The following is a 21,455-nucleotide window of genomic DNA, read 5'->3' on the forward strand; positions in this document are numbered from 1 at the left end:
GGATCAGGCTCCGGTACCGACAGCCGCCGCCTCGCGGTCCTTCTTGCGCATGCGTTCAGAGGCCGACTTGAGCTGGCCGCAGGCGGCGAAGATATCGCGGCCGCGCGGTGTGCGGATCGGCGAGGCATAGCCGGCCCGGTTGACGATGTCGGCGAATTCCTCGATCCGTTCCCAGTCGGAGCATTCATACTCGGACCCCGGCCACGGATTGAACGGGATCAGGTTGATCTTGGCCGGAATGCCCTTCAGGAGCCGCACCAGATCGAGCGCATCCTGGTTGCTGTCGTTGACGCCCTTCAGCATCACATATTCGAAGGTAATCCGCTTGGCATTGGACAGGCCCGGATAGGCCCGGCAGGCATCGAGCAGGTCCTTTATCGGCCACTTCTTGTTGATCGGCACCAGTACGTCGCGCAGGTCGTCGCGCACCGCGTGCAGCGATATGGCCAGCATGCAGCCGATCTCCGCGCCGGCACGGGCGATTTCCGGCACCACGCCAGAGGTCGACAGGGTGATCCGGCGCTTGGACAGGGACAGCCCGTCGCCATCGGAGGCGATCAGCAGCGCCTTCTTCACGTTGTCGAAATTGTAAAGCGGCTCGCCCATGCCCATCATCACGATGTTGGACACCAGCCGGCCTTCGGACGGCACGATCGCGCCCTGGGGCGTTGATGCCTCCGGAAAGTCGCCCAGCCGGTCGCGGGCGATCAGGATCTGGGACAGGATTTCTTCCGCCGTCAGATTGCGGACCAGCGTCTGGGTGCCGGTGTGACAGAAGGTGCAGGTCAGCGTGCAGCCGACCTGGGAGGAAATGCAGAGCGTCCCCCTGCCCTCTTCAGGAATATAGACGGTTTCGACCTCGACCGGACGGCCGGCGCCACGTGCGGGAAACCGGAACAGCCATTTGCGCGTGCCGTCGACGGATATCTGTTCGGAGACGATTTCCGGACGCGCGATCGTGAAGGCCTCGGCGAGCTTTGCCCTCAGGTCCTTGGCGATATTGGTCATCAGCGCGAAATCGGAAACGCCGCGCACATAGAGCCAGTGCCAGAGCTGGGAGGCGCGCATGCGCCGCTGCTTTTCCGGCACGCCGATCTCGGCCATCGCCTCGGCCAGCTCTTCGCGGGTCAGGCCGATCAGGGTCGGCTTCTCGTCCTCGGGTGAGGCAGAGGCCGCAATACCGGAAACCGTCGGCGCGTTCGGGTTGTCCCGCGCGATGTCGAGCGTTATCGCCATGTGCTGATCCGTTTTTCGTCCGCATGCGGGCGGACACTTATCCCAATACCGGGCATTCCGATGCCGGTCGAACCGGGATATAGGGTTTTTCGGCCCGATTTCAGCCACCCGCCCGATCTTTCCGCCTGGCACGTCCGGTCCTTCCGGTCCGGAACTCCGGATGCGGTCAAAACCATATTAGCGGCAAAAAATCAAGCGTGCCGGGCGTTTCGAGCTGCAAAACCGAAATGGGAAAAACAAAAAAGCCCAAAACAAAAAGGGCCGGCGTGCCGGCCCCATCTGTCAATCGATCCGTCTGCCGCCTCAGCGGCAGGCGTCGGTAGCGCTCTTGATCGCCGCCGTCACACCGGACAGCGAGAACTTGTAGGTGGTCTTGGTTCCACGGCTGGATTCGCCGTGAACCGTCATTTCACGACCGGCCTTCATGGCGCCGACCAGCTGCGTTTCGGTCGCCGCGTTGTCGACCCAGGCCCCGTCGTTGTTCGTGAACATCGAGAAGGTCTTGCCGTCCACGTCAACGGTTACCGTCGACTTTTCCTTCATGGGGTAACCGACCAGCAGGCTCGGTTCCTCCGAAACACCTTCCGCTGGGCGGCTGGTGATGAAGAAAAAGACGTCTCCATGGTTCCGGTCGCCCGGCAGCATCTGCGTCGGCTTCGTCAGCGCATAGCAGACTTTTCCGCTGCCGCTTGCCATGACATAGGCTGCCCAGTCCTTATGCTGTTGCAGCAATGTCGGGGTCTGTGCGAAAGCCGCTGCACTCGAAAAAATTAGACCCGCGAGGGCCAAGATCAGCGTTTTTGCTTGCATCATCTCCACACCGTTTGGCTCGTGACAGTTGGTTTGCATTTTATTCAAATGCCATTCGGCATATAAACCTTGTTTTAATGATAACTTAAAGCCGGTTACGAAAGGGTTGAGAGCCCAAAATAACGTGCTTTCAAGGTCTGACCCCGCACCGTCAGGACCGGGCACAGGCTGTTTGGATAAATCGGGCAGCAGTGTGGCAGGGGCGTGCGAATAGCCCTGGCCCGGCCCGAAACCTCAGTTTCCCGGCACTTTCCGGCCTGTCCGCATCACCGGCCCGCCCTGGACATGTTTCGGCGCATCACCTGCCGGCGCACCCGCCGTGATCGACCGGTCCCGGTAACGGCCCAGCGCCCGGTGGCGGTCATACATGACGATGGCGCCCGCCATTGCCACGTTGATGCAGAATTTGGTCGGTATCTTCACCACGTGATCGCAGCGCGCCAGCATCTCCGGCGACAGCGAACCCCGTTCCGGGCCGAGCACATAGGCCGCCTGCAACGGGTGTCCGAAGCTCGGCAGGTCGATGGCCTCGTCGGTCAGCTCGACCCCGACCAGCTGGCAACCGCGCGGCAGATCCATGGTGTCGACGCTGTCCCAGGCGAAATAGGGCAAATGCCCCGGGCTCTTGGACGTATCCGACGGCGGCGCCTTGCGGATCGCCTTGTCCGCATCGACGGTAAAGAAGAAACTTGCCCCGAACGCATGCGCGGAGCGCATGAGCGTGCCGAGGTTCATCCGTTTCGACAAACCTTCCGCCCCGACTGCAAAATATCCGCGCATTCCCGTTTCCATCTCTTCTGAAGTGCGCTCTAAATACCGGCCACCCGGGAAAATTCAACCTTTGCAAGGCCGAACACGGTTAATGAAGCCTTTAAGCCCCGGCGGGAGCATGCTAACAACAAATACATTGTTTTGAATTTCTTGAGAGATTTCCACCCGTGAAAGCCTGCCTTTGCAAAGCCTTCGGGCCACCGTCCTCCCTCGTCATCGAAGAAATAGCAAACCCGGTTCCGGAACCCGGCGACGTTCTGGTACGGGTCAAGGCCTGTGCGCTGAACTTCTTCGACACGCTGATCATTCAGAACAAGTACCAGACCAAACCGGCCCTGCCGTTCTCACCGTCTGCCGAATTTGCCGGGGTGGTCGAGGCGGTCGGCGAAGGTGTGGAAGACGTGGCGCCGGGCGACCGGGTCATGGGCTATCTCGGCTACGGCGCGGCGCGCGAGCTGGTGATCACCTGCGAGGACCGGCTGGTCAAGCTGCCTGACGAGGTCTCCTTCGAGGCGGCCGCCGGACTGACGGTCACCTACGGTACCACGCTTCATGCCTTTCGCGATCGCGCAAAACTGCGGGAAGGCGAAACCGTCGCGGTGCTGGGGGCGTCGGGCGGCGTCGGCCAGGCGGCGGTGGAAATCGCCACGATCATGGGCTGCCGGGTCATCGCCTGCGCCTCGTCAGACGAAAAGCTCGCCTTTGCCCGTAGCCTCGGCGCAGCGGAGACCGTCAACTACTCCACGCAACCGCTGAAGGAAACGCTGAAAGGCCTGACCAACGGCGAAGGGGTGAACGTGGTCTACGATCCGGTCGGCGGCGAACTGGCCGAACAGGCCCTGCGCGCGACCGCCTGGGAAGGCCGCTTTCTGGTGATCGGCTTTGCTGCCGGTGAAATCCCGAAGATCCCGCTGAATCTCCCGCTTCTCAAGGGCTGCGACATTCGCGGCGTTTTCTGGGGCGAGGCCGTCGTGCGCGATCCCGAAGGCCATCAGGACAATATGCGCCAGCTTCTGGAGTGGGTCGGCCAGGGACGGCTCAACCCGCATGTGCATGCGATCTACCCGCTGGAAGATATCTCCACCGCCCTGGAGGAAATCGCCGCCCGCAAGGTGCTCGGCAAGGTGATCGTCACGCCGTAACGGGCATGTCTCAGGCGGAAAACTCCGCGATCACCGGGGCATGGTCCGACGGCTTGTCCCAGCCGCGCGCGTCGCGCAGGACCTGCGTGCCCTTGACGGCATCCGACAGCGGCGGCGACACCCAGACGTGGTCGAGACGGCGGCCCTTGTCGGCGGCCGACCAGTCCTTCGCCCGGTAGCTCCACCACGTGTAGAGCTTTTCCTCCATGGGCGTAAACCGCCGCATGGCGTCGATCCAGCCGCCGGATTGCCGGACGTTTTCGAACAGTTCTGTCTCGACCGGCGTGTGGCTGACCACCTTCAGCAATTTCTTGTGCGACCACACGTCCTCCTCGTAGGGCGCCACGTTGAGGTCGCCGACCAGAACGGCAGGCCGCGCGGTCTCCTCGCCCTTCAGCCAGTCTTTCATCTCGGCGAAGAAGTCGAGCTTGTGGCCGAATTTCGGGTTGATCTCGCGGTTCGGTTCGTCGCCACCGGCCGGAACGTAGAAATTATGCAGCCGCAGTTTCGAGCCGTTGAACGGCACGTCGACGGCAATGTGGCGACTGTCGCCCATGGCGCAGAATTCGCGGCGCTCGATGTTGTCAATCGGCAGTCGCGAGACGGTCGCCACTCCGTGGTAGCCCTTCTGACCGTTGATCGCGATATGCTCGTAACCGGCCTTGCGGAAGGCGCCTTCGGGAAAATTCGCGTCCGGGCATTTCGTTTCCTGCAGGCACAGCACGTCCGGCTGCACTTCATCCAAGAGCTTCTCCACGATCGGCATCCGGAGCCGGACGGAGTTGATGTTCCAGGTCACGATGGTCAGGCGCTTGGGCATGGGAATCCTGTTCGAAAGGCAAATCGGGCAACTTTCCTAGAGCATCCTGCGTTCAATTGAAGGCAGGATGTCTAATACTTCGAAGGCGATCAACAGACCTCCAATCGATTCCGATTGGAGGTCTGTTGATCTAGTCATAAGGATTCGAATGCCGCGCGCCTAGGCCAAATTCACCCTGTCGCGACAGCACCTGACCTCTTCAGCCAGTCCGTCCCGGCCCTCATTTAAAGTCCATCCTTTGAGCACGGACTTGTTCACAATCGCGCGTTCTCCATATTCCGTTAGGAAAACTCGGTCATTTTAGGGGCGAGTTTTAGCATTTCCTTAATCAAACGAGCGCGCCGTGAGTTTCTGTTTCAGACGCCTTCTACCCGTTATCGCCCTGATTTTCCTCGGATCCTGCTCGGCTTACGAGTTTCCGGACCCGACCCCGGAAGACTATGCCGTGCATGGCATCGACATCTCCCGCTGGCAGGGCGACATTGACTGGAACGCGGTCCGCAAGGACGGTATTTCCTTCGCCTGGATCAAGGCAACCGAAGGCGGCGACCACTCCGATCCGCGCTTCCTGGACAACTGGTATGGAGCGAAGGCCGCCGGCCTGCCCCGCGGCGCCTATCATTTTTATTACTTCTGCCGGCCGGTGGAAGAACAGATTGCCTGGGTGCAGGAAACCGTCCCCGTCGATCCGACCGCGCTGCCGCTCGTGCTCGACATGGAGTGGAACGCCCATTCCAAGACCTGTCGCGAGCGGCCCGAGCGCGAAAAGATCCTGCGCGACATGAACGCCTTTCTGGATGCCATGGAAAATCACTACGGCAAACGGCCGGTGATCTATTCCTCGGTCGACTTCCACCGCGACCGCCTCGTCGACGCCTTGCACGAAGAGCAATTCTGGCTGCGCTCGGTCGCCGCCCATCCGAACCGGGTCTACACGAAGCGGGAAGACTGGTACTTCTGGCAGTACACGGCTGAGGGCAAGGTCGACGGCATCCAGGGCGAAGTCGACCGCAACGTCTTCTTCGGCGCCAAGTCCCAGTTCAGGGACTGGCTGAACGGCAAGCTGAAACGCTGACCGGACAGGACCGCCCTAGCGGATGAAGATCTGGTGGGCCATGTCCTTGCCGTTGCTCACCGTGACCTGGGAGAAGCCCATCAGCTTGCAGAAATCCAGGAAATTGTACCTGTAGGGCTCCGCGGTCTGGGAAAAAAGCGGCGTTCCCCGTGCCATGGAGGTAAGCGACGCCAGCAGCGCCCTGAGGCGAAAGAGCGTATCGTACTGCCCGTCGCCGGTGGCAACGATGATCAGCTTTTCCAGGTGATCGCCCTTGGCGAACAGGTGATAGCCCGGCACATGGTTCTGCTGAAACTGTTGCGCCGCCAGACCGACGACGAAGGCCGCCCGCGAACTTTCCGTCGCTTCCGCGTCCGGCGTGGTATCGGAGACGTAGGTTTCGCGTGTTTGCGGTGACGGATAGTAATAGCCGGCATGGGAATCGAAATCCTGTGCCTGCACGGACAGAACCGACAGCAAAACCGCGAACACCAATGAACCGGACACAACCGGCAATCTGAACAACTGACGCATGATTTCCCCCTGCTCCTGAAGGAACGTTAGCGTCTCGGGCTGCGATTATACAAACGGAAATAAGCCTGGGGGTCTGGATCCTAGGGTTTCGGCCCGGCCATCACCAGGGACCAGAAAACCTTGTGCTTGGCGTTCGGCGCGTAAGCCGTCGCGATCCCGAGCCTTGTCGCCTTGTCGTCCAGCATGACCTTGTTGTGCTTGGGCGACTCCCGCCAGCCGGAAAAGGCTTCGGCCAGCGTGCGGTAGCCGCCGCTGACGTTTTCGACCGCGTAAGTCTCCGGCTCGCCGATTGAGGCCATGCGGGTGCCAAGCTGCTGTTTCTTCGGCAGCGACGCCCGGACGTCGCCGGCCTTGGCCATGGCCTGGGCCTGGGACAGGGCGATGGCCGTCAATGCCGGATCGACCGTGACCGGCCCCAGGCCGTTGTTGGACCGGTACTGGGAAATCATCTGCGCCGCGGTCTGCTGATCGACAGATGCATCCACGCGCGCCATGCTCTTGTAGAAGGCAGGCGTCTCCGTCTCCGAAACGCAGGCAGACAGGAGAAGGGCGGCCACACCGGCCAGGCCGATTCGCTTTACCGATCCCGCCAACATCTTGAATGCAATCATGAACTTCGCTCTGCCTGAAAGTGTTCCCCGAGGAGATCGGCCAATCCTGAACCAGCAATTGCCGCCGAACAAAGCTTATTTGTGGCAAGGCGCGGGATATGCGGGAACAAGCGGCGCAGTTGAGAGCGGTGTGCAGGCCGGAGCGCTGCGAACCCCACTGTTGTCATCCCAGCGCAGGCTGGGATCCATATGTGGGTGAGGTGAGGCCGTGCCTCCTCCGCAGCCGTCACCCCAAAACGTAACCAGCCCTCCAAAACCGACTGCCAACACCCCAAAACGAAACCAGCCCGCCGAAGCGGGCTGGTCGGTGTGGCCTGCCGCGAGAGACAGGCCCGGGCGGCTCAAGCCGGGCTTGAGCCCCTGGGAGCTTTAAGACGCACTTTGAAACTCAGCTTTTGCCGGCGTCGAGCACGTCCTCGAAGGTGCGCAGGCCCGTGGTCGGCGCGTTCACCAGCACGGCCATGTTGCCCGGCGCATGCTCGTTCTTCCACATCTTGGTGTGCGCCTTCGGGATCTGCGACCAGGGGAAGACCTCGCTCATGCACGGGTCGATCCGCCGCTCGATCATCAGCTTGTTGGCGGCCGATGCCTGCTTCAGATGGGCGAAGTGCGATCCCTGGATACGCTTCTGGTGCATCCAGACATAACGGGCATCGAAGGTGATGTTGAAGCCGGTCGTGCCGGCGCAGAACGCCACCATGCCGCCGCGCTTGACCACGAAGGTGGACACCGGGAACGTCGCCTCGCCCGGATGCTCGAACACCATGTCGACGTTGACGCCCTTGCCGGTGATGTCCCAGATCGCCTTGCCGAATTTGCGCACCTCGTTGAACCAGGCCTTGTATTCTTCCGAATTGACCTTCGGCAGCTGGCCCCAGCACTTGAAGTCCTTGCGGTTGATCACGCCCTTGGCGCCGAGGCTCATGACGAAATCGCGCTTGTCTTCTTCCGAAATCACCCCGATGGCATTGGCGCCGGCGGCTGCGCACAGCTGGGTGGCGAACACGCCGAGCCCGCCCGATGCGCCCCAGACCAGGACGTTGTCGCCCGGACGCAGGATGTGCGGCCGGTGGCCGAACAACATGCGGTAGGCGGTTGCCAGCGTCAGGGTGTAGCAGGCGGATTCTTCCCAGGTCAGGTGCTGCGGCCGCGGCATCAGCTGGCGCGCCTGCACACGGGCATACTGGGCAAAGGATCCGTCCGGAGTCTCGTAGCCCCAGATCCGCTGGGAGGGCGAGAACATCGGATCGCCGCCGTTGCATTCCTCGTCGTCGCCGTCGTCCTGGTTACAGTGAATGACGACCTCGTCGCCCACCTTCCAGCGCCGGACCTTCGACCCGACCTGCCAGACGATGCCCGACGCATCGGATCCGGCGATGTGATACGGCACCTTGTGCACGTCGAAAACGGAGATCGGCTCGCCCAGACCGGCCCAGATGCCGTTGTAGTTGACCCCGGCGGCCATCACGAGAACCAGCACCTCGTCGTCGCCGATCTCCCAGGTCGGCAGCACTTCGAGCTGCATGGCCTCTTCGGGCGGCCCATGGCGCTCGCGCCGGATCGCCCAGGCATACATCTGCTTCGGCACATGGCCGAGCGGCGGGATTTCACCCAATTCGTACAGATCTTTCACAGGTGCCGTCACAAGTTCAGCCTCTGATGTCTGGTTGTCATTGGCTTGTGCCGTTGACGTCATTCTTGTCTCCTCCGGTTCCGTCCCTGCTTGCGAATTCTGGCTCAAACTATCGCAACGCAATAGGCTTTCAGGGCCCGAAGCCCCTGTTTGCGCAACTATCCTGCTTAAAACAGCCGATTTCTATACGACTATTGCTTAACTTGCCTTTCAATCCAAGCTGCTTTTTGCATTGCATATAAAAGGGCTTTTCAGCCCACGCAGAAAACGGCATGGTTTTAGGCCGTAAATTCACAAATGAGGCTGGAATGGCGCTGCAAACGGCAAAGAACTGCAAGGAGAAGCGTGAAAAGCGGGCTTCCTGCCCGGTTGAGCGGTTCGACGCTGCAGATCAAAGCCGTTTTAGCGTCCCTTCGGGATATGGCGGATTTGTCCGGCAACGTCGTTGCAAGCTTTTGAAAACCGGACGGTTTCCTGCAAGCTTGCGCCTCGTATCCGATCAAATCCGCTCATACCATTTCAGTCTCATTTGTGAATTTACGGCCTAAAAAGAAAACCAGAGCTATGACGGGGCATCAAACAGCGGAAACAGGCCGCATTCGGAGCCCCCTTGGGAGAAAAAAGATGAGCACGCCCGATCAAGGCCGCGACCGTCCGTGGATTTTCCGCACCTATGCAGGCCACTCCACGGCCTCGGAATCCAACAAGCTCTACAGGAACAATCTGGCCAAGGGCCAGACCGGGCTTTCCGTCGCCTTCGACCTGCCCACCCAGACAGGCTACGATCCGGACGACCTGCTGGCGAAGGGCGAGGTCGGCAAGGTCGGCGTGCCGATCGCCAATCTCGGCGACATGCGCGCGCTGTTCCACGAGATCCCGCTGGAACGCATGAACACCTCCATGACGATCAACGCGACCGCTCCCTGGCTGCTGGCGCTTTATGCCGCAGCCGCCGACGAGCAGGGCGCGGACCGCAAGCTCCTTTCCGGCACGACCCAGAACGACATCATCAAGGAATATCTCTCCCGCGGCACCTATGTGTTCCCGCCGGCGCCGTCCCTGAAGCTGACCACGGACGTGATCGCCTGGACCTATTCCAACATGCCCAAGTGGAACCCGATGAACGTCTGCTCCTACCATCTGCAGGAAGCAGGCGCGACGCCGGTTCAGGAACTTTCCTTCGCACTGGCAACGGCGGTCGCCATCCTCGACAGCATGAAGGCCTCCGGCGCCATTCCGGACGCGGAATTCCCACAGGCCGTCGGCCGGATTTCCTTCTTCGTCAATGCGGGCATGCGCTTCGTCACCGAAATGTGCAAGATGCGCGCCTTCACCGAACTGTGGGACGAGATCTGCCGCGAGCGCTACGGCGTCGAGGACGAGAAATACCGCCGCTTCCGCTATGGCGTTCAGGTGAACTCTCTGGGGCTTACCGAACAGCAGCCGGAAAACAACGTCTACCGCATCCTTCTGGAAATGCTCGCCGTGGTGTTGTCGAAGAACGCCCGCGCCCGCGCGGTGCAGCTTCCGGCCTGGAACGAGGCCCTTGGCCTGCCGCGGCCCTTCGACCAGCAGTGGTCGCTCCGCATGCAGCAGATCGTCGCCTATGAGACCGATCTTCTGGAATACGCCGACATCTTCGACGGCTCGACCGAGATCACCAGAAAGGTCGAGGCGCTGAAGGAAGAGGCCCGCGCCGAACTGGCCCGGATCGACGACATGGGCGGGGCCATCGCCGCCGTGGAATCGAGCTACATGAAGCGCAAGCTGGTGGAATCCAATTCCGCGCGTCTGGCGGCGATCGAGGCCGGCGAGCAGATCGTCGTCGGCGTCAACAAGTGGACCGAGACCGAGCCCTCGCCGCTGGCAGGCACAGAAGGCGGCTCCATCCTGACCGTGCCGGAACATGTCGAGGACGAGGCCATCGACAAGATCAGGGCCTGGCGCGAGGCACGCGACCAGTCCGCGGTCGACGCGGCGCTCGCCGAGCTGAAATCGGCTGCCAGCGAAGGCCGCAACATCATGGAGCCGTCGATTGCCGCCGCCAAGGCCGGTGTCACCACCGGCGAGTGGGGACGGACCTTGCGTGAGGTCTTCGGCGAATACCGCGCGCCCACCGGCGTCGGCCAGTCGGCCCGCGACGATGCCGGCGATCTGGCGTCCGTACGCGAAGGCGTCGATGCGCTCTCGGCCAAACTCGGCCGCCGGCTGAAATTCCTGGTCGGCAAGCCCGGCCTCGACGGCCATTCCAACGGCGCCGAACAGATCGCCGTGCGCGCCCGCGACTGCGGCATGGAAGTGGTCTACGAAGGCATCCGCCTGACCCCGGCCCAGATCGTCAACGCCGCGATTGAAGAGGACGTGCACGTCATCGGCCTTTCCATCCTGTCGGGCTCCCATCTGGCCCTGGTGCGCGATGTCATGGACCGGCTGCGCGCGGCGGGCGTCGACGACATTCCGGTCGTCGTCGGCGGCATCATTCCCGACGAGGACGCCGCCAGCCTGAAGGCCATGGGCGTTGCCGCCGTCTATACGCCGAAGGACTTCCAGCTCACCGACATCATGGCCGACGTGGTCAACATCGTCGCGGCAGGGGCCGAAAAGGCGGCCTGAAGTATCGGCTTCCGAATGGCTTGAAATCGTTTCAACCAGGGAACCATACCGCTTCTGTTACCCTACGCTCCCGGTCGCTCAAATCGGTTGGATCACGGAGATCGCCCCGATGATGCCGATACCGACTGATACGCATCCGGAGCAACCCCTCCTCCAGTTTCGCGAAAAAAATTTTTGCCCTCAAATGATTGATATAAAATATCTATTTTCAAAAGCACCCTTATAGGTTTTCACCCTTTGGTAATACACCGAAGGTACCATTTGCCCGTCTAGTTCTTAACTCTGTAGGTTTTCTCCCATTGATACAGGTCGAACCAAAAAAACCCTCGGATCCTGATCTCGGAGGGAGTTTCGCCGTAACGAGATATGACCAGCCAACGCTGGCCGTTTTGAAGGATCTGTGGTCCTCAATGCCCGGCGGTCCGGTCTCGACCCCCTTTCAGTCGCCTCATGTGCTTCATGCCATTCAAACGACAAGAGCCGGTTTTCCCGAACCGGCCTTCTCCGTTTTCAGCGTCCGCCGGCAGGATGATACGCGTCCGCTTATGTTGGTGCCGCTGATGATGATCGAAAGAGGCTTTTTTAAAGTCGCCACGATGGCGGATCTGGACGTGGTGGATGTCAATGCGCCCGTTCTTGCAGGGGATCGGCCCATTCATCCAGGCGAATACGACGGTATCGTTGATGCGATTTTGGAAAACTTGACCGATGTCGACCTCTTCGACGCCTTCAATCTCCCGGAAAAGATAGGCGGTCTGGACAATCCGTTTTTCCGTTCGTCCCGAATGGAAAAACAGACGGATGTCCTGGCGCTCTCCCTGGATGGGGAGCAGAATATAGCCCAGCTGAAATCCAAGTCCGTGTTTAAGGAGGCCAGACGAAAAGGCCGGAAATTGACGGAGCAGGGTGTCGAATTCTCCGAAATCAGGACTGAGGCCGAACGCGAAAAAGCCCTGTTGTCTCTGATGGAATACAAGAGACGCCGATTGCAGGAGACCGGGATAACTCGCGATCCCTGGAGCGAAAAGCAAGAGCGGTTTTTCAAGAATGCGCTGAACAGCTATTCCGATGACTATGCGCAGACAACACTTCTGGCCTTGCGAAGAAATGACGAAATAGTCGCGGTCGCCCTCGCCTTCGTGTCAGATAGAGAATTTCACGGCTCGCTGATATCGATGGGTGAAGAGCATTGGTATAAGTACTCGCCGGGTTCAGTGTTAATCTGCAGGATAATCGAATGGGCTCTGGAAAGAGGCATTCGTCAGTTTGACTTTGGACCCGGCTCACACGGCTACAAGAAACACTTCGGTGCGCAAACCTATTCGCTGGGCCGCATTTTGGTTCCAGTCACCGCGAAGGGGCGATCCTATATGGCGCTGAGGACCTTGAAGCGCATCAAAAACGAGCTGTTTCAAACGATCAAGTCGGGCTCCCGGAGAGAGACGCCTGCAAGTTGACATCTGACGACAGCGCGCTTCTCGGCTACCGGTGCGCGCTGCCGATCAGGAGTGCTGCCACCTTGTCCGGATAAGCGTTTCCGGTCTGGCGCGAGGAGACCGTGAGCACCAGGTTGCGGCCGGTCTCGACGCGAGTCGTAAACGGCGCCATCAGCCGACCCGCTTCCAGATCGGCACGGATCAGGGCTTCGTGCCCGATGGCGATCCCGGCGCCGTTGCGCGCTTCCTCGATCGCCAGCGCATAAAGGGAGAAGGCCGGGCCGCGCGAAATTCCGACCTCTTGCGCACCGGCGGCTTCCAGCCACGCCGGCCAGTCGCCGCTCCACGTGACGTCTTCCAGGCAGGCGAACCCGGCAAGGTCCTCAGGCGCCCTGATCTGTGCGGCCAGCTCCGGCGACGCCACGGGAAAGATCACGTCCCTTGCCAGCACGATCCCGTCGCCGCACGCGCCGTCCTCAAGATAAAACAGGCTGAAGTCGAACAGCTCCCGCTTCGGATTGGGCGGCTGCTCCATGGCGGTCACGGAAATCGAGACATCCGGCAGGGCCTGGCGGATGGCCGGCAGGCGCGGCGACAGCCAGAGCTGGGCGATGCTCGGAAGCGCCGCGATACTGAGGCGGTGGGGCGAAGCCTTCGATTTCAGTTTCCGGGTCGCCTCGCCGAGCCGGTCGAAGGCATCGGTGAAATCGGGCAGGACGCTGGCACCGGCCGCCGTCAGCCGAACCCCTTGCGACCGGCGCTCGAACAGCTGCGCACCGGCCCAATCCTCCAACGCCTTGATGTGCTGGGCGATCGCGCCTGCGGTGACGCACAGCTCTTCGGCCGCAGCGGCAAAACTGCCGAGCCGGGCCGCGGCCTCGAACGCGCGCAGCGCATTGAGCGGCGGCCCCTTGGGACGGGGTGGCGCAACCGGCATTTTCTTAGCCCTAGTTTTCCTAGGCCTAGTATTCAGAAAAACTGGTTTGCGGCAACCGGCAAACGCTGCTTTCCTGTCTCCAACATTTAAACCGGAGTTGCCCGAATGACCGCGCTCAGCCCCCGCCCCTGGGTTCCCGCCGCCTGTGAGACCCACGTCCAGGCCCTTGCCAAACAGGCCGAACAACCATCGGCCGCTGTGGCCGGGCGCATCGATGCGCTGATTGCGGAAAACCGGCGCATTCACGAACAGGCCTGTTTCAACCTGAACCCGGCCTCCAACGTGATGAACCCCAGGGCGGAAGCGGCCCTGTCCGCCGGGCTCGGGTCACGCGCGTCCCTCGGCTATCCGGGCGACAAATACGAGACCGGCCTGGAGGCGATCGAGGAAATCGAGGTGATGGCCGCCGAGCTCTCGGCGGAGATTTTTAGGGCGAAATACGCCGAATTCCGCGTTCCCTCCGGCGCCATCGCCAACCTTTATGCCTTCATGGCGATCTGTAAGCCCGGCGACACGATCATCGCCCCGCCCGCGTCCATCGGCGGCCACGTCACCCATCACGAGGCGGGCTGTGCCGGTCTCTACGGTTTGACAATCCACAACGCCCCGGTCAACGCGGACGGTTACACGGTCGATCTCGACGGGTTGCGCGAGCTGGCGAAAAAGGAACGTCCGAAGCTGATCACCATCGGCGGCAGCCTGAACCTGTTCGAGCATCCGGTGACAGAAATCCGCGCCATTGCCGACGAAGTCGGCGCCCGCGTCCTGTTCGACGCCGCCCACCAGTGCGGGATCATCGCCGGCGGCGCGTGGGTCAACCCGCTCGACCATGGCGCCGATCTGATGACAATGAGCACCTACAAGAGCCTCGGCGGCCCGGCCGGCGGCCTGATCGTCACCAACGACGCCGACCTCGCCAGAAGGCTCGACGCCATCGCCTTTCCCGGCATGACCGCCAATTTCGATGCCGGCAAGACCGCTGCCCTGGCGCTCACCATGCTCGACTGGCGCGACCACGGCAAAGCCTACGCCCAGGCGATGCAGGACACGGCAAAAGCCTTCGCCGCGGAACTCGATTCGCGGGGCATTCCGGTTTTCGCCAGGGCGCGCGGCTTCACCACCTCGCACCAGTTCGCGGTGGAAGCCGCTTCCTTCGGCGGCGGCCAGACAGCGGCGAAGAAAATCGCGAAGGCGGGCTTCCTTGCCTGCGGCATCGGCCTGCCGATAGCTCCGGTCGACGGCGACCTCAACGGCCTGCGCATCGGCACGCCGGAACTGGTCCGCTGGGGCGTGACGGTCAACGACATCCCCGAAATCGCCGGCCTTCTCGCCAAAGCCCTGACCAGCGACACCCCGGAAGCCCTCGCCCCGAACGTCGCCGCCCTCCGCAAGACCTTCAACAAGGTGCATTACGTCAACGGGTAGTCCGGTTCCAATCTCTTCCCCCGTGGGCAGGGCAAACGCATAGGGCAAAGTCCAGCTCCCTCTCCCCATTTTCGCTATTCTGGGGGAGAGGGTTGGGGTTCGGGGCGCAAAGCTCTCAAGGACACGGATAGGCTACATCCCCTCACCCGGGCCATTGGCCCGACCTCTCCCCATGGGAGAGGTAAACCGGAGTCCGTAGTCGAAGACTTCGCTCAAATGCGTTTCCCCTCCCCCAAACGGCGGACTTGCACTTGTGCGGTGCAAACGGCTTAATCGGCACAACGAAAACCAGAAGGCGGGAGTGAGCCGGTGACCAAGACGAATGCGGGCAATTTCTTTGAGGATTTTTATGTCGGCCAGGTGATCCGGCACGCGACCCCGCGCACGGTCACGAGCGGCGATGTGGCGCTTTATACCGCGCTCTACGGCTCCCGCTTCGCCGTCCAGTCCTCCGATGCCTTCGCCAAGGACCTCGGCTACGCCCATGCGCCGGTCGACGACCTGCTGACCTTCCACGTGGTCTTCGGCAAGACCGTGCCGGACATATCACTGAACGCCGTCGCCAATCTCGGCTACGCGGGCGGGCGTTTCCTTGCCCCGGTCTATCCGGGCGATACCCTTTCGTCGGTCTCGGAAGTGATCGGCAAGAAGGAGAATTCCAACGGCAAGACCGGCGTCGTCTATGTGCGCTCCACCGGCTACACTGCCGACGGCACCGAGGTGCTGGATTATGTCCGCTGGGTGATGGTCAACAAGCGCGACCCGGAAAGCCCGGCGCCGGACCCGGTTGTGCCGGACCTGCCCGCCGCCATCGATGCCAAAGCCCTCGGCAATGCCGTGCCCCTGCTCGACACCGCCTATTGGGACAACGATCTCGCCGGCTCCAAATTCCGCTTCGGCGACTATGAGGTCGGCGAGAAGATCGACCATGTCGACGGCATGACCGTGGAGGAATCCGAACACCAGCTCGCCACCCGGCTGTTCCAGAACACCGCTAAGGTGCATTTCAACCAGCACACGGAAGGCCAGGGCCGCTTCGGCCGCCGGCTGATCTATGGCGGTCACGTCATCTCGCTCGCCCGGGCCCTCTCCTTCAACGGCCTCGGCAACGCCTTCCATATTGCAGGCATCAACGGCGGCCGCCACGTGGCCCCGCTCTTTGCAGGCGACACGGTCTATGCCTGGTCGGAAGTGCTCTATAAGTCGGAGCTGGAAGGCCGAACCGACGTCGGCGCCCTGCGCCTGCGGCTGGTCGCCACCAAGAACCGCCCCTGCGCCGACTTCCCGCTGAAAACGGAAGACGGCAAATACGAAGACGGCGTCATCCTCGATTTTGATTATTGGGCTCTGATGCCGAAGTAGGGTGCGGTGGTTGTATCTCCGCGGCGGCTGTCGTCATGTCCATATTGAACGGTACTGACCATCATGTCGGCAAGCACGCTGATAGAATGAAGAAGCTTCAAATACGCAGGAAGCATAGGGGGTAAATTGACTCTCTACGCTTTAAAAGTGTGTGATACTCCCGGAACAATCGGGAGGATGATATGGCTTTCGAACTTCGTGAAATCAAAATCATAGGAAATCCGGAAAAAGACGAAATGATCGAACTTCCGGTCCTTCTGACCTATGCAGATAAAGAAAATTTGGACGAGGCATCAGAATGGCTACAGGTCCAATTGAAAGCACCAGCTGCTTATGGACGTGTTCTTGCTGAAGTGGAAAGAGATGCCCTCACGCTTCTGCGAAGGCTAATAACCGACCGAATTCAGATCCTTGAATCTCTTGAGCGTAAACCTCAAAGATAAATAGCCGAAATAGCCCTTAAGCCAGCGTGCGCAGTTTTTCAATTGCGGATCACCCTATAAGCAGTCTCGTTAACTGTCTGAGCTTGTCTTTCTTATTCTCGCTTTGGCTATTTTTCGGCTTACCCTTCGGATCAGGCGGCGTATTGAGCACCCGCCTTAGGATCTTGTCGCGCTTTTCCTGAGTTTTGTCTTTGGGAGTTTCCGCCATGACGGACGCACTGCCTCCACTTTTTTCCGCATCTCGCACAAAGTTGAAGCGCGCACGGCAGTTCATACAAGAACTTCACTCCGCTGCAGAAGAATACGTCTCCAGCGAGCCAGCCACGGGATACTTGGATCCAGGATCAAACGAAATAGTCGTCAACCTTGCCGCAATTACCGACTGGCCTGGAGCGATAGTGGGAGACGCTGTCCATAAGATGAGATCCGCTCTCGACTTGATGGCCTCAGAATTAGCCCGCATGAATGGCAAATCTGACAAAAATGTCTATTTCCCCTTCGCAAACTCTGCAGGAGAACTAGACGACGCCATCAAAAGCAGAAGCTTCAATAAAGCTGGCGAGGACGCAGTCGATTTAATCAAACAGTTTGCGCCCTACCGGGGCGGCAATACTGATCTTAGAGCAATCCACGATCTTGATATCGAAGACAAACATACCGTTCTCATTCTTACGACAAGCCAATTAGAGATTGCAGTTAATGCATCCTACAATATTAACAATGTTGGCGCTGGAGGCGTCCGGCTTGATATCCAAAATTTCCACTACGTCTTTCCGAATGACAGGCCTTTCGCCAACGAAAAGGTCATCCCAACTCTTGAAAAGCTTGTGGCGATGATTGAGGGAATCCTCGAATCCTTTTCGAACATGGTCGTTTCCCGCTGCTGAAGATTTCAAAGGCGATTATCCTCTACTGAATGCTCCCCACATTCGGGATAGCCCTCACCCTGCCACAGCGCTATCATCCTCCCCGTTGGAGGATCGCATGCTGACGACACTTTCGTCCCGCGAAACGTCCCTGCTGCTCGGGATCATGCAGGACCTGACGCGCATCGGCGACGGCACCCGCCTGCGCGAGCGTGTCGGCGAGCGGCTGCTTGATCTTTTGAAGGCCGATTACTTCGCCTCCTATGTGTGGAAGTCGGACAAGGACGGCGACACGGACCGGGTGTCGATCAACATGAACCCGGCGAACCTTGCGGCCTACGAAACCTATTACCAGTATCGCGACCCGATCACGCAGCCCCTGCGCTACCGGCGGCGCGCGACCCATGTCAACGAGATCATGGCCCAGGACGATCTGGCGAAGACCGAGTTCTTCAACGATTTCCTGGCGCGCGACGGCTTGCATCACGGCATGAATTTCCACGCCTATGACGGCCGGACCCATGTGGGCGATATCCGGATCTGGCGCGGACGGAACCGGGACACCTTCGACCAGCGGGACGTGGAGATCCTCGAAGCCATCGGCACAGCGTTTTCCAACGCGCTCTCCTCGCTGCGTGCCTTCGAGATCCGCCTCAATGCCGCCGACCCGGTCACCCGGATCCGCGACTGGGCCGGTGAGGTCCAACTGACGGCACGGGAAACGGACGTGGTCAAGCTGGCCATGGCCGGCAGGCGCGATGCGGATATAGCCGAGGCGCTCGGCATCTCGGTCACCACCGTGCGCACCCACCTGCGCAACGTGTTCCAGAAGTCGGGGCTCGACAGCCGCGCGGCCTTGCTTGCCCATATCAACGGCCTGCGCCCGAACTGAAATTTTTTAAAAAATACCCATCCCTCCTCATTTGTGAGGATGTGCGTTGCCTGGCTCTCCCCTTTCATGAGCGTTCCGGAAAACCGGACAAGAGGGGAAAACCATGAAAACCAGACTCCAAACGGCCGTCCTGGCCCTGGCGCTTGCCGCCACGCCCGCCTTTGCGGCGGACGATCTGACCAGCCTCACCGCCGGCGAGGCCGCCAAGGCCATCGCGGACGGGAAGATCACGTCGGAAAGCCTCGTCGAGGCCTTGCTCGCCAGGGCAAAGGCGAACGAAGCCGGCCATGCCTTCATCACGCTGGACGGCGACGGCGCACTGGCAGCGGCCAGGGCGGCGGATGCAACGATAGCCAAGGGCGAGGCCGCGGGCCCGCTCGCCGGCGTGCCCATCGTCGTCAAGGACAACATCTCATCCGCCGGCCTGCCGACGACCGCCGGAACGCCCGCGCTGAAGGACTGGGTGCCGACAACCGACGCGCCGGTTCTGGCGAAACTGAAAGCGGCCGGGGCGATCCTGCTCGGCAAGACCAACATGCACGAGCTTGCCTTCGGTATCACCTCCAACAACGCCGCCTTCGGCGCGGTCGCCAATGCCCATGACCCGTCCCGCTTTGCCGGCGGCTCCAGCGGCGGCACCGGGGCCGCGGTCGGCGGGCGGATGGCCCCGGCAGGGCTTGGCACCGACACCGGCGGCTCGGTGCGCATTCCCGCCGCCCTCAACGGCGTTGCCGGCCTGCGCCCCAGCGTCGGCCGCTATCCGCAAGCCGGGATCGTGCCGATCTCCCACACCCGCGACACCGCCGGCCCGATTGCCCGCTCGATCTCCGACCTCGTCCTCTTCGACGGCGTGATCACCGGCGATGCGATGACGCTTGAGCCTGCGGATCCGAAGTCGCTGCGCATCGGCGTTCCCTCCGCCTTCAACGACAATGTCGATCCGGAAACCGGCCGGCTGATGAAAGCCGCGCTGAAGGCCCTTGAAGACGCCGGCGCCACCCTGGTGCCGCTCGACATGAGCGAGGTCATCAGCCTCAACGACAAGATCGGCTTCCCGGTCGCGCTATGGGAGGCCAAAGGCGATATCTCGGCGTTCTTGAAGCACGCCGGCACCGGCATCACCATCGAGGATATGGCCGCCAAGGTCGCCAGTCCGGACGTGAAATTCGTCTTCGATGAGCTGATCCTCGGCGACAAGAGCATTCCGGAGGAGGTCTATCTGGCCGCCATCAACGATTTCAGGCCGAAGCTGCAGGCGCTTTACGCGGAGACCTTCGTCGTCAACGATCTCGACGCCATCGCCTTCCCGACGACGCCGCTGCCGGCCCAGCCCATCGCCGGGTCCGACGAGACGGTCAAGCTGAACGGCCAGGATGTACCGACGTTCCAGACCTTCATCCGCAACACCGATCCGGGCTCGAATGCCGGCATTCCGGGCCTGACCCTGCCGGTCGGCCTGACCAGGGACGGCCTGCCCGTGGGACTGGAACTGGACGGTCCGGCCTTTTCCGACCGGCACCTGCTCGCCATCGGCCTGACACTGGAAGGCCTGCTACCGACCATGCCCGCACCGTAACGCGGAAACCGCTCCCTCGCGGCACACGCGGGGGAGCTTACCGTTTCGCCAGCGGATGGGCGCTTTCGACCAGTTCGCGCAGGCGTTCATCCAGGACATGCGTGTAGATCTGCGTGGTGGAAATATCCGCATGCCCCAGAAGCTGCTGGACCACGCGGAGATCGGCCCCGTTCTGCAACAGGTGCGAGGCGAAGGCATGGCGCAGCACGTGCGGCGACACCTTGGCAGCCGGCAGGCCGGTCGCAACCGCCAGGTCCTTCAGATCCCGGGCGAAGGCCTGCCGGGTGAAATGGCCGCTTTCCCCGTGGGAGGGAAACAGCCACGGGCTTTTTTCATAAGCCCCTTCGGCGGCACGCAGGCCGACGTAATCGCGCATGGCTGCCTGCGCTGCCTTTGAAAGCGGCACCAGCCGCTCCTTGCCGCCCTTGCCCCGGATCTCGATCAGCCGCGCATCGCGCTTGGCCGCCGTGACCGGCAGCGCCACCAGCTCCGAAACACGAAGCCCGGTGGCGTAAAGCACCTCCAGCAGGGTGTAGAGCCGGTGGCAGCGCAGCCGTTCGGCGGCACTCTTGTGCGACTTCCGCGTGGCTTCCTGGGCGGCCCCGATCAGCCGGTCGACCTCTTCCACCGACAGCACCTTCGGCAAGGATTGGCGTTTCTTCGGCGCCGACAGGGTCCGGGTCGGATCGTCCTCGCGCAGGCCTTCCGCATAGAGGAACTTGAAATACTGCTTCAACGCGGACAGGCGGCGCGCCTGGGAGGTCGCGGCAAAACCCCGGTCGTTCAGATCGCCGAGGTAGGCAGCAAGATCGGCGGCAGTCGCCTTGACCGGCTTCTTGCCAGACAGGAATTCGCCGAAATCCTCCAGATCGCGGCGGTAGCCGGCCAGGGTGTTTTCCGCCGCGCCGCGCTCGGCGGCGAGCATTTCCAGGAAGCTCTCGCACGTGTAGTCAATCGCCACGATCACCTGTCCTCATTGAGGATTTCTGCGCCGGCATGCAGCGCCGGTTCAGCGCCCGAAGCCGTCCTTCTTGACCCTGACCTCGATTTCGCGGTCCCGCGGGTGCACGAAATTGGCCAGCGAATAGACGATCCCGTAGCCGGCCGCACCGAGAAGAACCAGAACTATCAGAAGTCGTGTGAGGGTCGGCACACCGAAGGCTCCGTCGAATCACTTTGGCATAGTGTTTCCCCTCGCGCGCGCGCGCGCAAGCCGCGCCGTGCCGGGCAGAAAAATTCGCATATCGGCCGGATTGCAAAGGGCCTTTCTTTTTCGGCGAATGTGCTACAAAGC

At 61.3% G+C, this 21,455-nt stretch carries 20 protein-coding genes; 10 read left to right on the top strand and 10 right to left on the bottom strand.

What is annotated here, in order from left to right; all coding sequences use genetic code 11:
• Nucleotides 1-3 precede the first annotated feature (3 nt).
• From rlmN to ACN0SO_RS21140, 3 genes are all read right to left on the bottom strand, one after another.
• The gene (gene rlmN, locus ACN0SO_RS21130; RefSeq protein ID WP_417680795.1) at nucleotides 4-1,236 is read right to left on the bottom strand and encodes a 23S rRNA (adenine(2503)-C(2))-methyltransferase RlmN; all 1,233 of its coding nucleotides are present in this window, start codon (nucleotides 1,234-1,236) and stop codon (nucleotides 4-6) included.
• A 303-nt stretch (nucleotides 1,237-1,539) separates the two neighbouring features.
• Nucleotides 1,540-2,046, bottom strand: coding sequence for an invasion associated locus B family protein (locus ACN0SO_RS21135; protein ID WP_417680938.1), 507 nt, complete (start codon nucleotides 2,044-2,046; stop codon nucleotides 1,540-1,542).
• Nucleotides 2,047-2,280: 234 nt separating this feature from the next.
• Nucleotides 2,281-2,826 (bottom strand): RNA methyltransferase, encoded by a 546-nt coding sequence (locus ACN0SO_RS21140; RefSeq protein ID WP_417680797.1) that lies wholly within the window; start codon nucleotides 2,824-2,826, stop codon nucleotides 2,281-2,283.
• Nucleotides 2,827-2,984: 158 nt separating this feature from the next.
• Here ACN0SO_RS21140 and ACN0SO_RS21145 point away from each other — a divergent pair, with 158 nt between their 5' ends.
• Nucleotides 2,985-3,959 carry an NADPH:quinone oxidoreductase family protein gene (locus ACN0SO_RS21145; RefSeq protein ID WP_417680798.1) on the top strand — a complete coding sequence of 325 codons (975 nt, stop codon included), beginning with the start codon at nucleotides 2,985-2,987 and terminating at the stop codon, nucleotides 3,957-3,959.
• A 10-nt stretch (nucleotides 3,960-3,969) separates the two neighbouring features.
• Here the strand turns inward: ACN0SO_RS21145 and xth are convergent, their stop codons facing one another.
• Nucleotides 3,970-4,779: an exodeoxyribonuclease III gene (gene xth / locus ACN0SO_RS21150; protein ID WP_417680800.1), complete on the bottom strand. Its 810-nt coding sequence runs from the start codon at nucleotides 4,777-4,779 to the stop codon at nucleotides 3,970-3,972.
• Between the two features lie 343 nt (nucleotides 4,780-5,122).
• Between xth and ACN0SO_RS21155 the strand changes: the two genes are divergently transcribed.
• Nucleotides 5,123-5,854: a GH25 family lysozyme gene (locus tag ACN0SO_RS21155; protein ID WP_417680802.1), complete on the top strand. Its 732-nt coding sequence runs from the start codon at nucleotides 5,123-5,125 to the stop codon at nucleotides 5,852-5,854.
• Between the two features lie 15 nt (nucleotides 5,855-5,869).
• Here the strand turns inward: ACN0SO_RS21155 and ACN0SO_RS21160 are convergent, their stop codons facing one another.
• From ACN0SO_RS21160 to ccrA, 3 genes are all read right to left on the bottom strand, one after another.
• A complete protein-coding gene (locus ACN0SO_RS21160; RefSeq protein ID WP_417680804.1) occupies nucleotides 5,870-6,367 on the bottom strand; it encodes a hypothetical protein in 498 nt (165 codons plus the stop codon).
• Nucleotides 6,368-6,447: 80 nt separating this feature from the next.
• Nucleotides 6,448-6,978: a CAP domain-containing protein gene (locus ACN0SO_RS21165; protein ID WP_417680806.1), complete on the bottom strand. Its 531-nt coding sequence runs from the start codon at nucleotides 6,976-6,978 to the stop codon at nucleotides 6,448-6,450.
• Between the two features lie 388 nt (nucleotides 6,979-7,366).
• Nucleotides 7,367-8,674: a crotonyl-CoA carboxylase/reductase gene (ccrA, locus tag ACN0SO_RS21170; protein WP_417680808.1), complete on the bottom strand. Its 1,308-nt coding sequence runs from the start codon at nucleotides 8,672-8,674 to the stop codon at nucleotides 7,367-7,369.
• Nucleotides 8,675-9,235: 561 nt separating this feature from the next.
• On the opposite strand from ccrA, the gene ACN0SO_RS21175 reads away from it, so the two are divergent.
• Together ACN0SO_RS21175 and ACN0SO_RS21180 are read left to right on the top strand one after the other, a co-directional pair.
• Entirely contained in the window at nucleotides 9,236-11,224 is a 1,989-nt protein-coding gene (locus tag ACN0SO_RS21175; RefSeq protein WP_417680810.1) for a methylmalonyl-CoA mutase family protein, read from the top strand.
• 299 nt (nucleotides 11,225-11,523) lie between these two features.
• Nucleotides 11,524-12,681, top strand: coding sequence for a GNAT family N-acetyltransferase (locus tag ACN0SO_RS21180; protein WP_417680812.1), 1,158 nt, complete (start codon nucleotides 11,524-11,526; stop codon nucleotides 12,679-12,681).
• 25 nt (nucleotides 12,682-12,706) lie between these two features.
• Here ACN0SO_RS21180 and ACN0SO_RS21185 read toward each other — a convergent pair whose 3' ends face one another.
• The gene (locus ACN0SO_RS21185; RefSeq protein ID WP_417680814.1) at nucleotides 12,707-13,597 is read right to left on the bottom strand and encodes a LysR family transcriptional regulator; all 891 of its coding nucleotides are present in this window, start codon (nucleotides 13,595-13,597) and stop codon (nucleotides 12,707-12,709) included.
• Nucleotides 13,598-13,702: 105 nt separating this feature from the next.
• Here ACN0SO_RS21185 and glyA point away from each other — a divergent pair, with 105 nt between their 5' ends.
• The 6 genes from glyA to iaaH all read left to right on the top strand — a co-directional run bounded on the left by glyA (nucleotide 13,703) and on the right by iaaH (nucleotide 20,161).
• The gene (gene glyA / locus ACN0SO_RS21190) at nucleotides 13,703-15,022 is read left to right on the top strand and encodes a serine hydroxymethyltransferase (protein ID WP_417680816.1); all 1,320 of its coding nucleotides are present in this window, start codon (nucleotides 13,703-13,705) and stop codon (nucleotides 15,020-15,022) included.
• Nucleotides 15,023-15,331: 309 nt separating this feature from the next.
• Nucleotides 15,332-16,384, top strand: a complete 1,053-nt coding sequence (locus tag ACN0SO_RS21195) for a MaoC family dehydratase (RefSeq protein WP_417680818.1) — start codon at nucleotides 15,332-15,334, stop codon at nucleotides 16,382-16,384.
• Between the two features lie 182 nt (nucleotides 16,385-16,566).
• The gene (locus ACN0SO_RS21200; RefSeq protein WP_417680820.1) at nucleotides 16,567-16,827 is read left to right on the top strand and encodes a hypothetical protein; all 261 of its coding nucleotides are present in this window, start codon (nucleotides 16,567-16,569) and stop codon (nucleotides 16,825-16,827) included.
• 206 nt (nucleotides 16,828-17,033) lie between these two features.
• On the top strand, nucleotides 17,034-17,714 hold the full coding sequence (locus ACN0SO_RS21205; protein WP_417680822.1) for a hypothetical protein: 681 nt from the start codon (nucleotides 17,034-17,036) through the stop codon (nucleotides 17,712-17,714).
• A 97-nt stretch (nucleotides 17,715-17,811) separates the two neighbouring features.
• Complete coding sequence (locus ACN0SO_RS21210; RefSeq protein ID WP_417680824.1) at nucleotides 17,812-18,585, top strand: helix-turn-helix transcriptional regulator; 774 nt, start codon at nucleotides 17,812-17,814, stop codon at nucleotides 18,583-18,585.
• Between the two features lie 103 nt (nucleotides 18,586-18,688).
• The gene (gene iaaH, locus ACN0SO_RS21215) at nucleotides 18,689-20,161 is read left to right on the top strand and encodes an indoleacetamide hydrolase (protein ID WP_417680826.1); all 1,473 of its coding nucleotides are present in this window, start codon (nucleotides 18,689-18,691) and stop codon (nucleotides 20,159-20,161) included.
• Between the two features lie 37 nt (nucleotides 20,162-20,198).
• On the opposite strand, the gene xerD is transcribed toward iaaH, so the two are convergent.
• Nucleotides 20,199-21,122 carry a site-specific tyrosine recombinase XerD gene (gene xerD, locus ACN0SO_RS21220; protein WP_417680828.1) on the bottom strand — a complete coding sequence of 308 codons (924 nt, stop codon included), beginning with the start codon at nucleotides 21,120-21,122 and terminating at the stop codon, nucleotides 20,199-20,201.
• 48 nt (nucleotides 21,123-21,170) lie between these two features.
• Entirely contained in the window at nucleotides 21,171-21,314 is a 144-nt protein-coding gene (locus ACN0SO_RS21225; RefSeq protein WP_417680829.1) for a hypothetical protein, read from the bottom strand.
• Between the last annotated feature and the right edge of the window lie 141 nt (nucleotides 21,315-21,455).

This window comes from Roseibium sp., assembly GCF_048260565.1.
GTDB lineage: Bacteria > Pseudomonadota > Alphaproteobacteria > Rhizobiales > Stappiaceae > Roseibium.

Excerpts from the sequence above, each read along its gene's own strand:
- rlmN (WP_417680795.1), bottom strand. The coding sequence starts at position 1,236 with ATGGCGATAACGCTCGACATCGCGCGGGACAACCCGAACGCGCCGACG.
- ACN0SO_RS21135 (WP_417680938.1), bottom strand. The coding sequence starts at position 2,046 with ATGCAAGCAAAAACGCTGATCTTGGCCCTCGCGGGTCTAATTTTTTCG.
- ACN0SO_RS21140 (WP_417680797.1), bottom strand. The coding sequence starts at position 2,826 with ATGCGCGGATATTTTGCAGTCGGGGCGGAAGGTTTGTCGAAACGGATG.
- xth (WP_417680800.1), bottom strand. The coding sequence starts at position 4,779 with ATGCCCAAGCGCCTGACCATCGTGACCTGGAACATCAACTCCGTCCGG.
- ACN0SO_RS21160 (WP_417680804.1), bottom strand. The coding sequence starts at position 6,367 with ATGCGTCAGTTGTTCAGATTGCCGGTTGTGTCCGGTTCATTGGTGTTC.
- ACN0SO_RS21165 (WP_417680806.1), bottom strand. The coding sequence starts at position 6,978 with ATGATTGCATTCAAGATGTTGGCGGGATCGGTAAAGCGAATCGGCCTG.
- ccrA (WP_417680808.1), bottom strand. The coding sequence starts at position 8,674 with ATGACGTCAACGGCACAAGCCAATGACAACCAGACATCAGAGGCTGAA.
- ACN0SO_RS21175 (WP_417680810.1), top strand. The coding sequence starts at position 9,236 with ATGAGCACGCCCGATCAAGGCCGCGACCGTCCGTGGATTTTCCGCACC.
- ACN0SO_RS21185 (WP_417680814.1), bottom strand. The coding sequence starts at position 13,597 with ATGCCGGTTGCGCCACCCCGTCCCAAGGGGCCGCCGCTCAATGCGCTG.
- glyA (WP_417680816.1), top strand. The coding sequence starts at position 13,703 with ATGACCGCGCTCAGCCCCCGCCCCTGGGTTCCCGCCGCCTGTGAGACC.
- ACN0SO_RS21200 (WP_417680820.1), top strand. The coding sequence starts at position 16,567 with ATGGCTTTCGAACTTCGTGAAATCAAAATCATAGGAAATCCGGAAAAA.
- ACN0SO_RS21205 (WP_417680822.1), top strand. The coding sequence starts at position 17,034 with ATGACGGACGCACTGCCTCCACTTTTTTCCGCATCTCGCACAAAGTTG.
- ACN0SO_RS21210 (WP_417680824.1), top strand. The coding sequence starts at position 17,812 with ATGCTGACGACACTTTCGTCCCGCGAAACGTCCCTGCTGCTCGGGATC.
- iaaH (WP_417680826.1), top strand. The coding sequence starts at position 18,689 with ATGAAAACCAGACTCCAAACGGCCGTCCTGGCCCTGGCGCTTGCCGCC.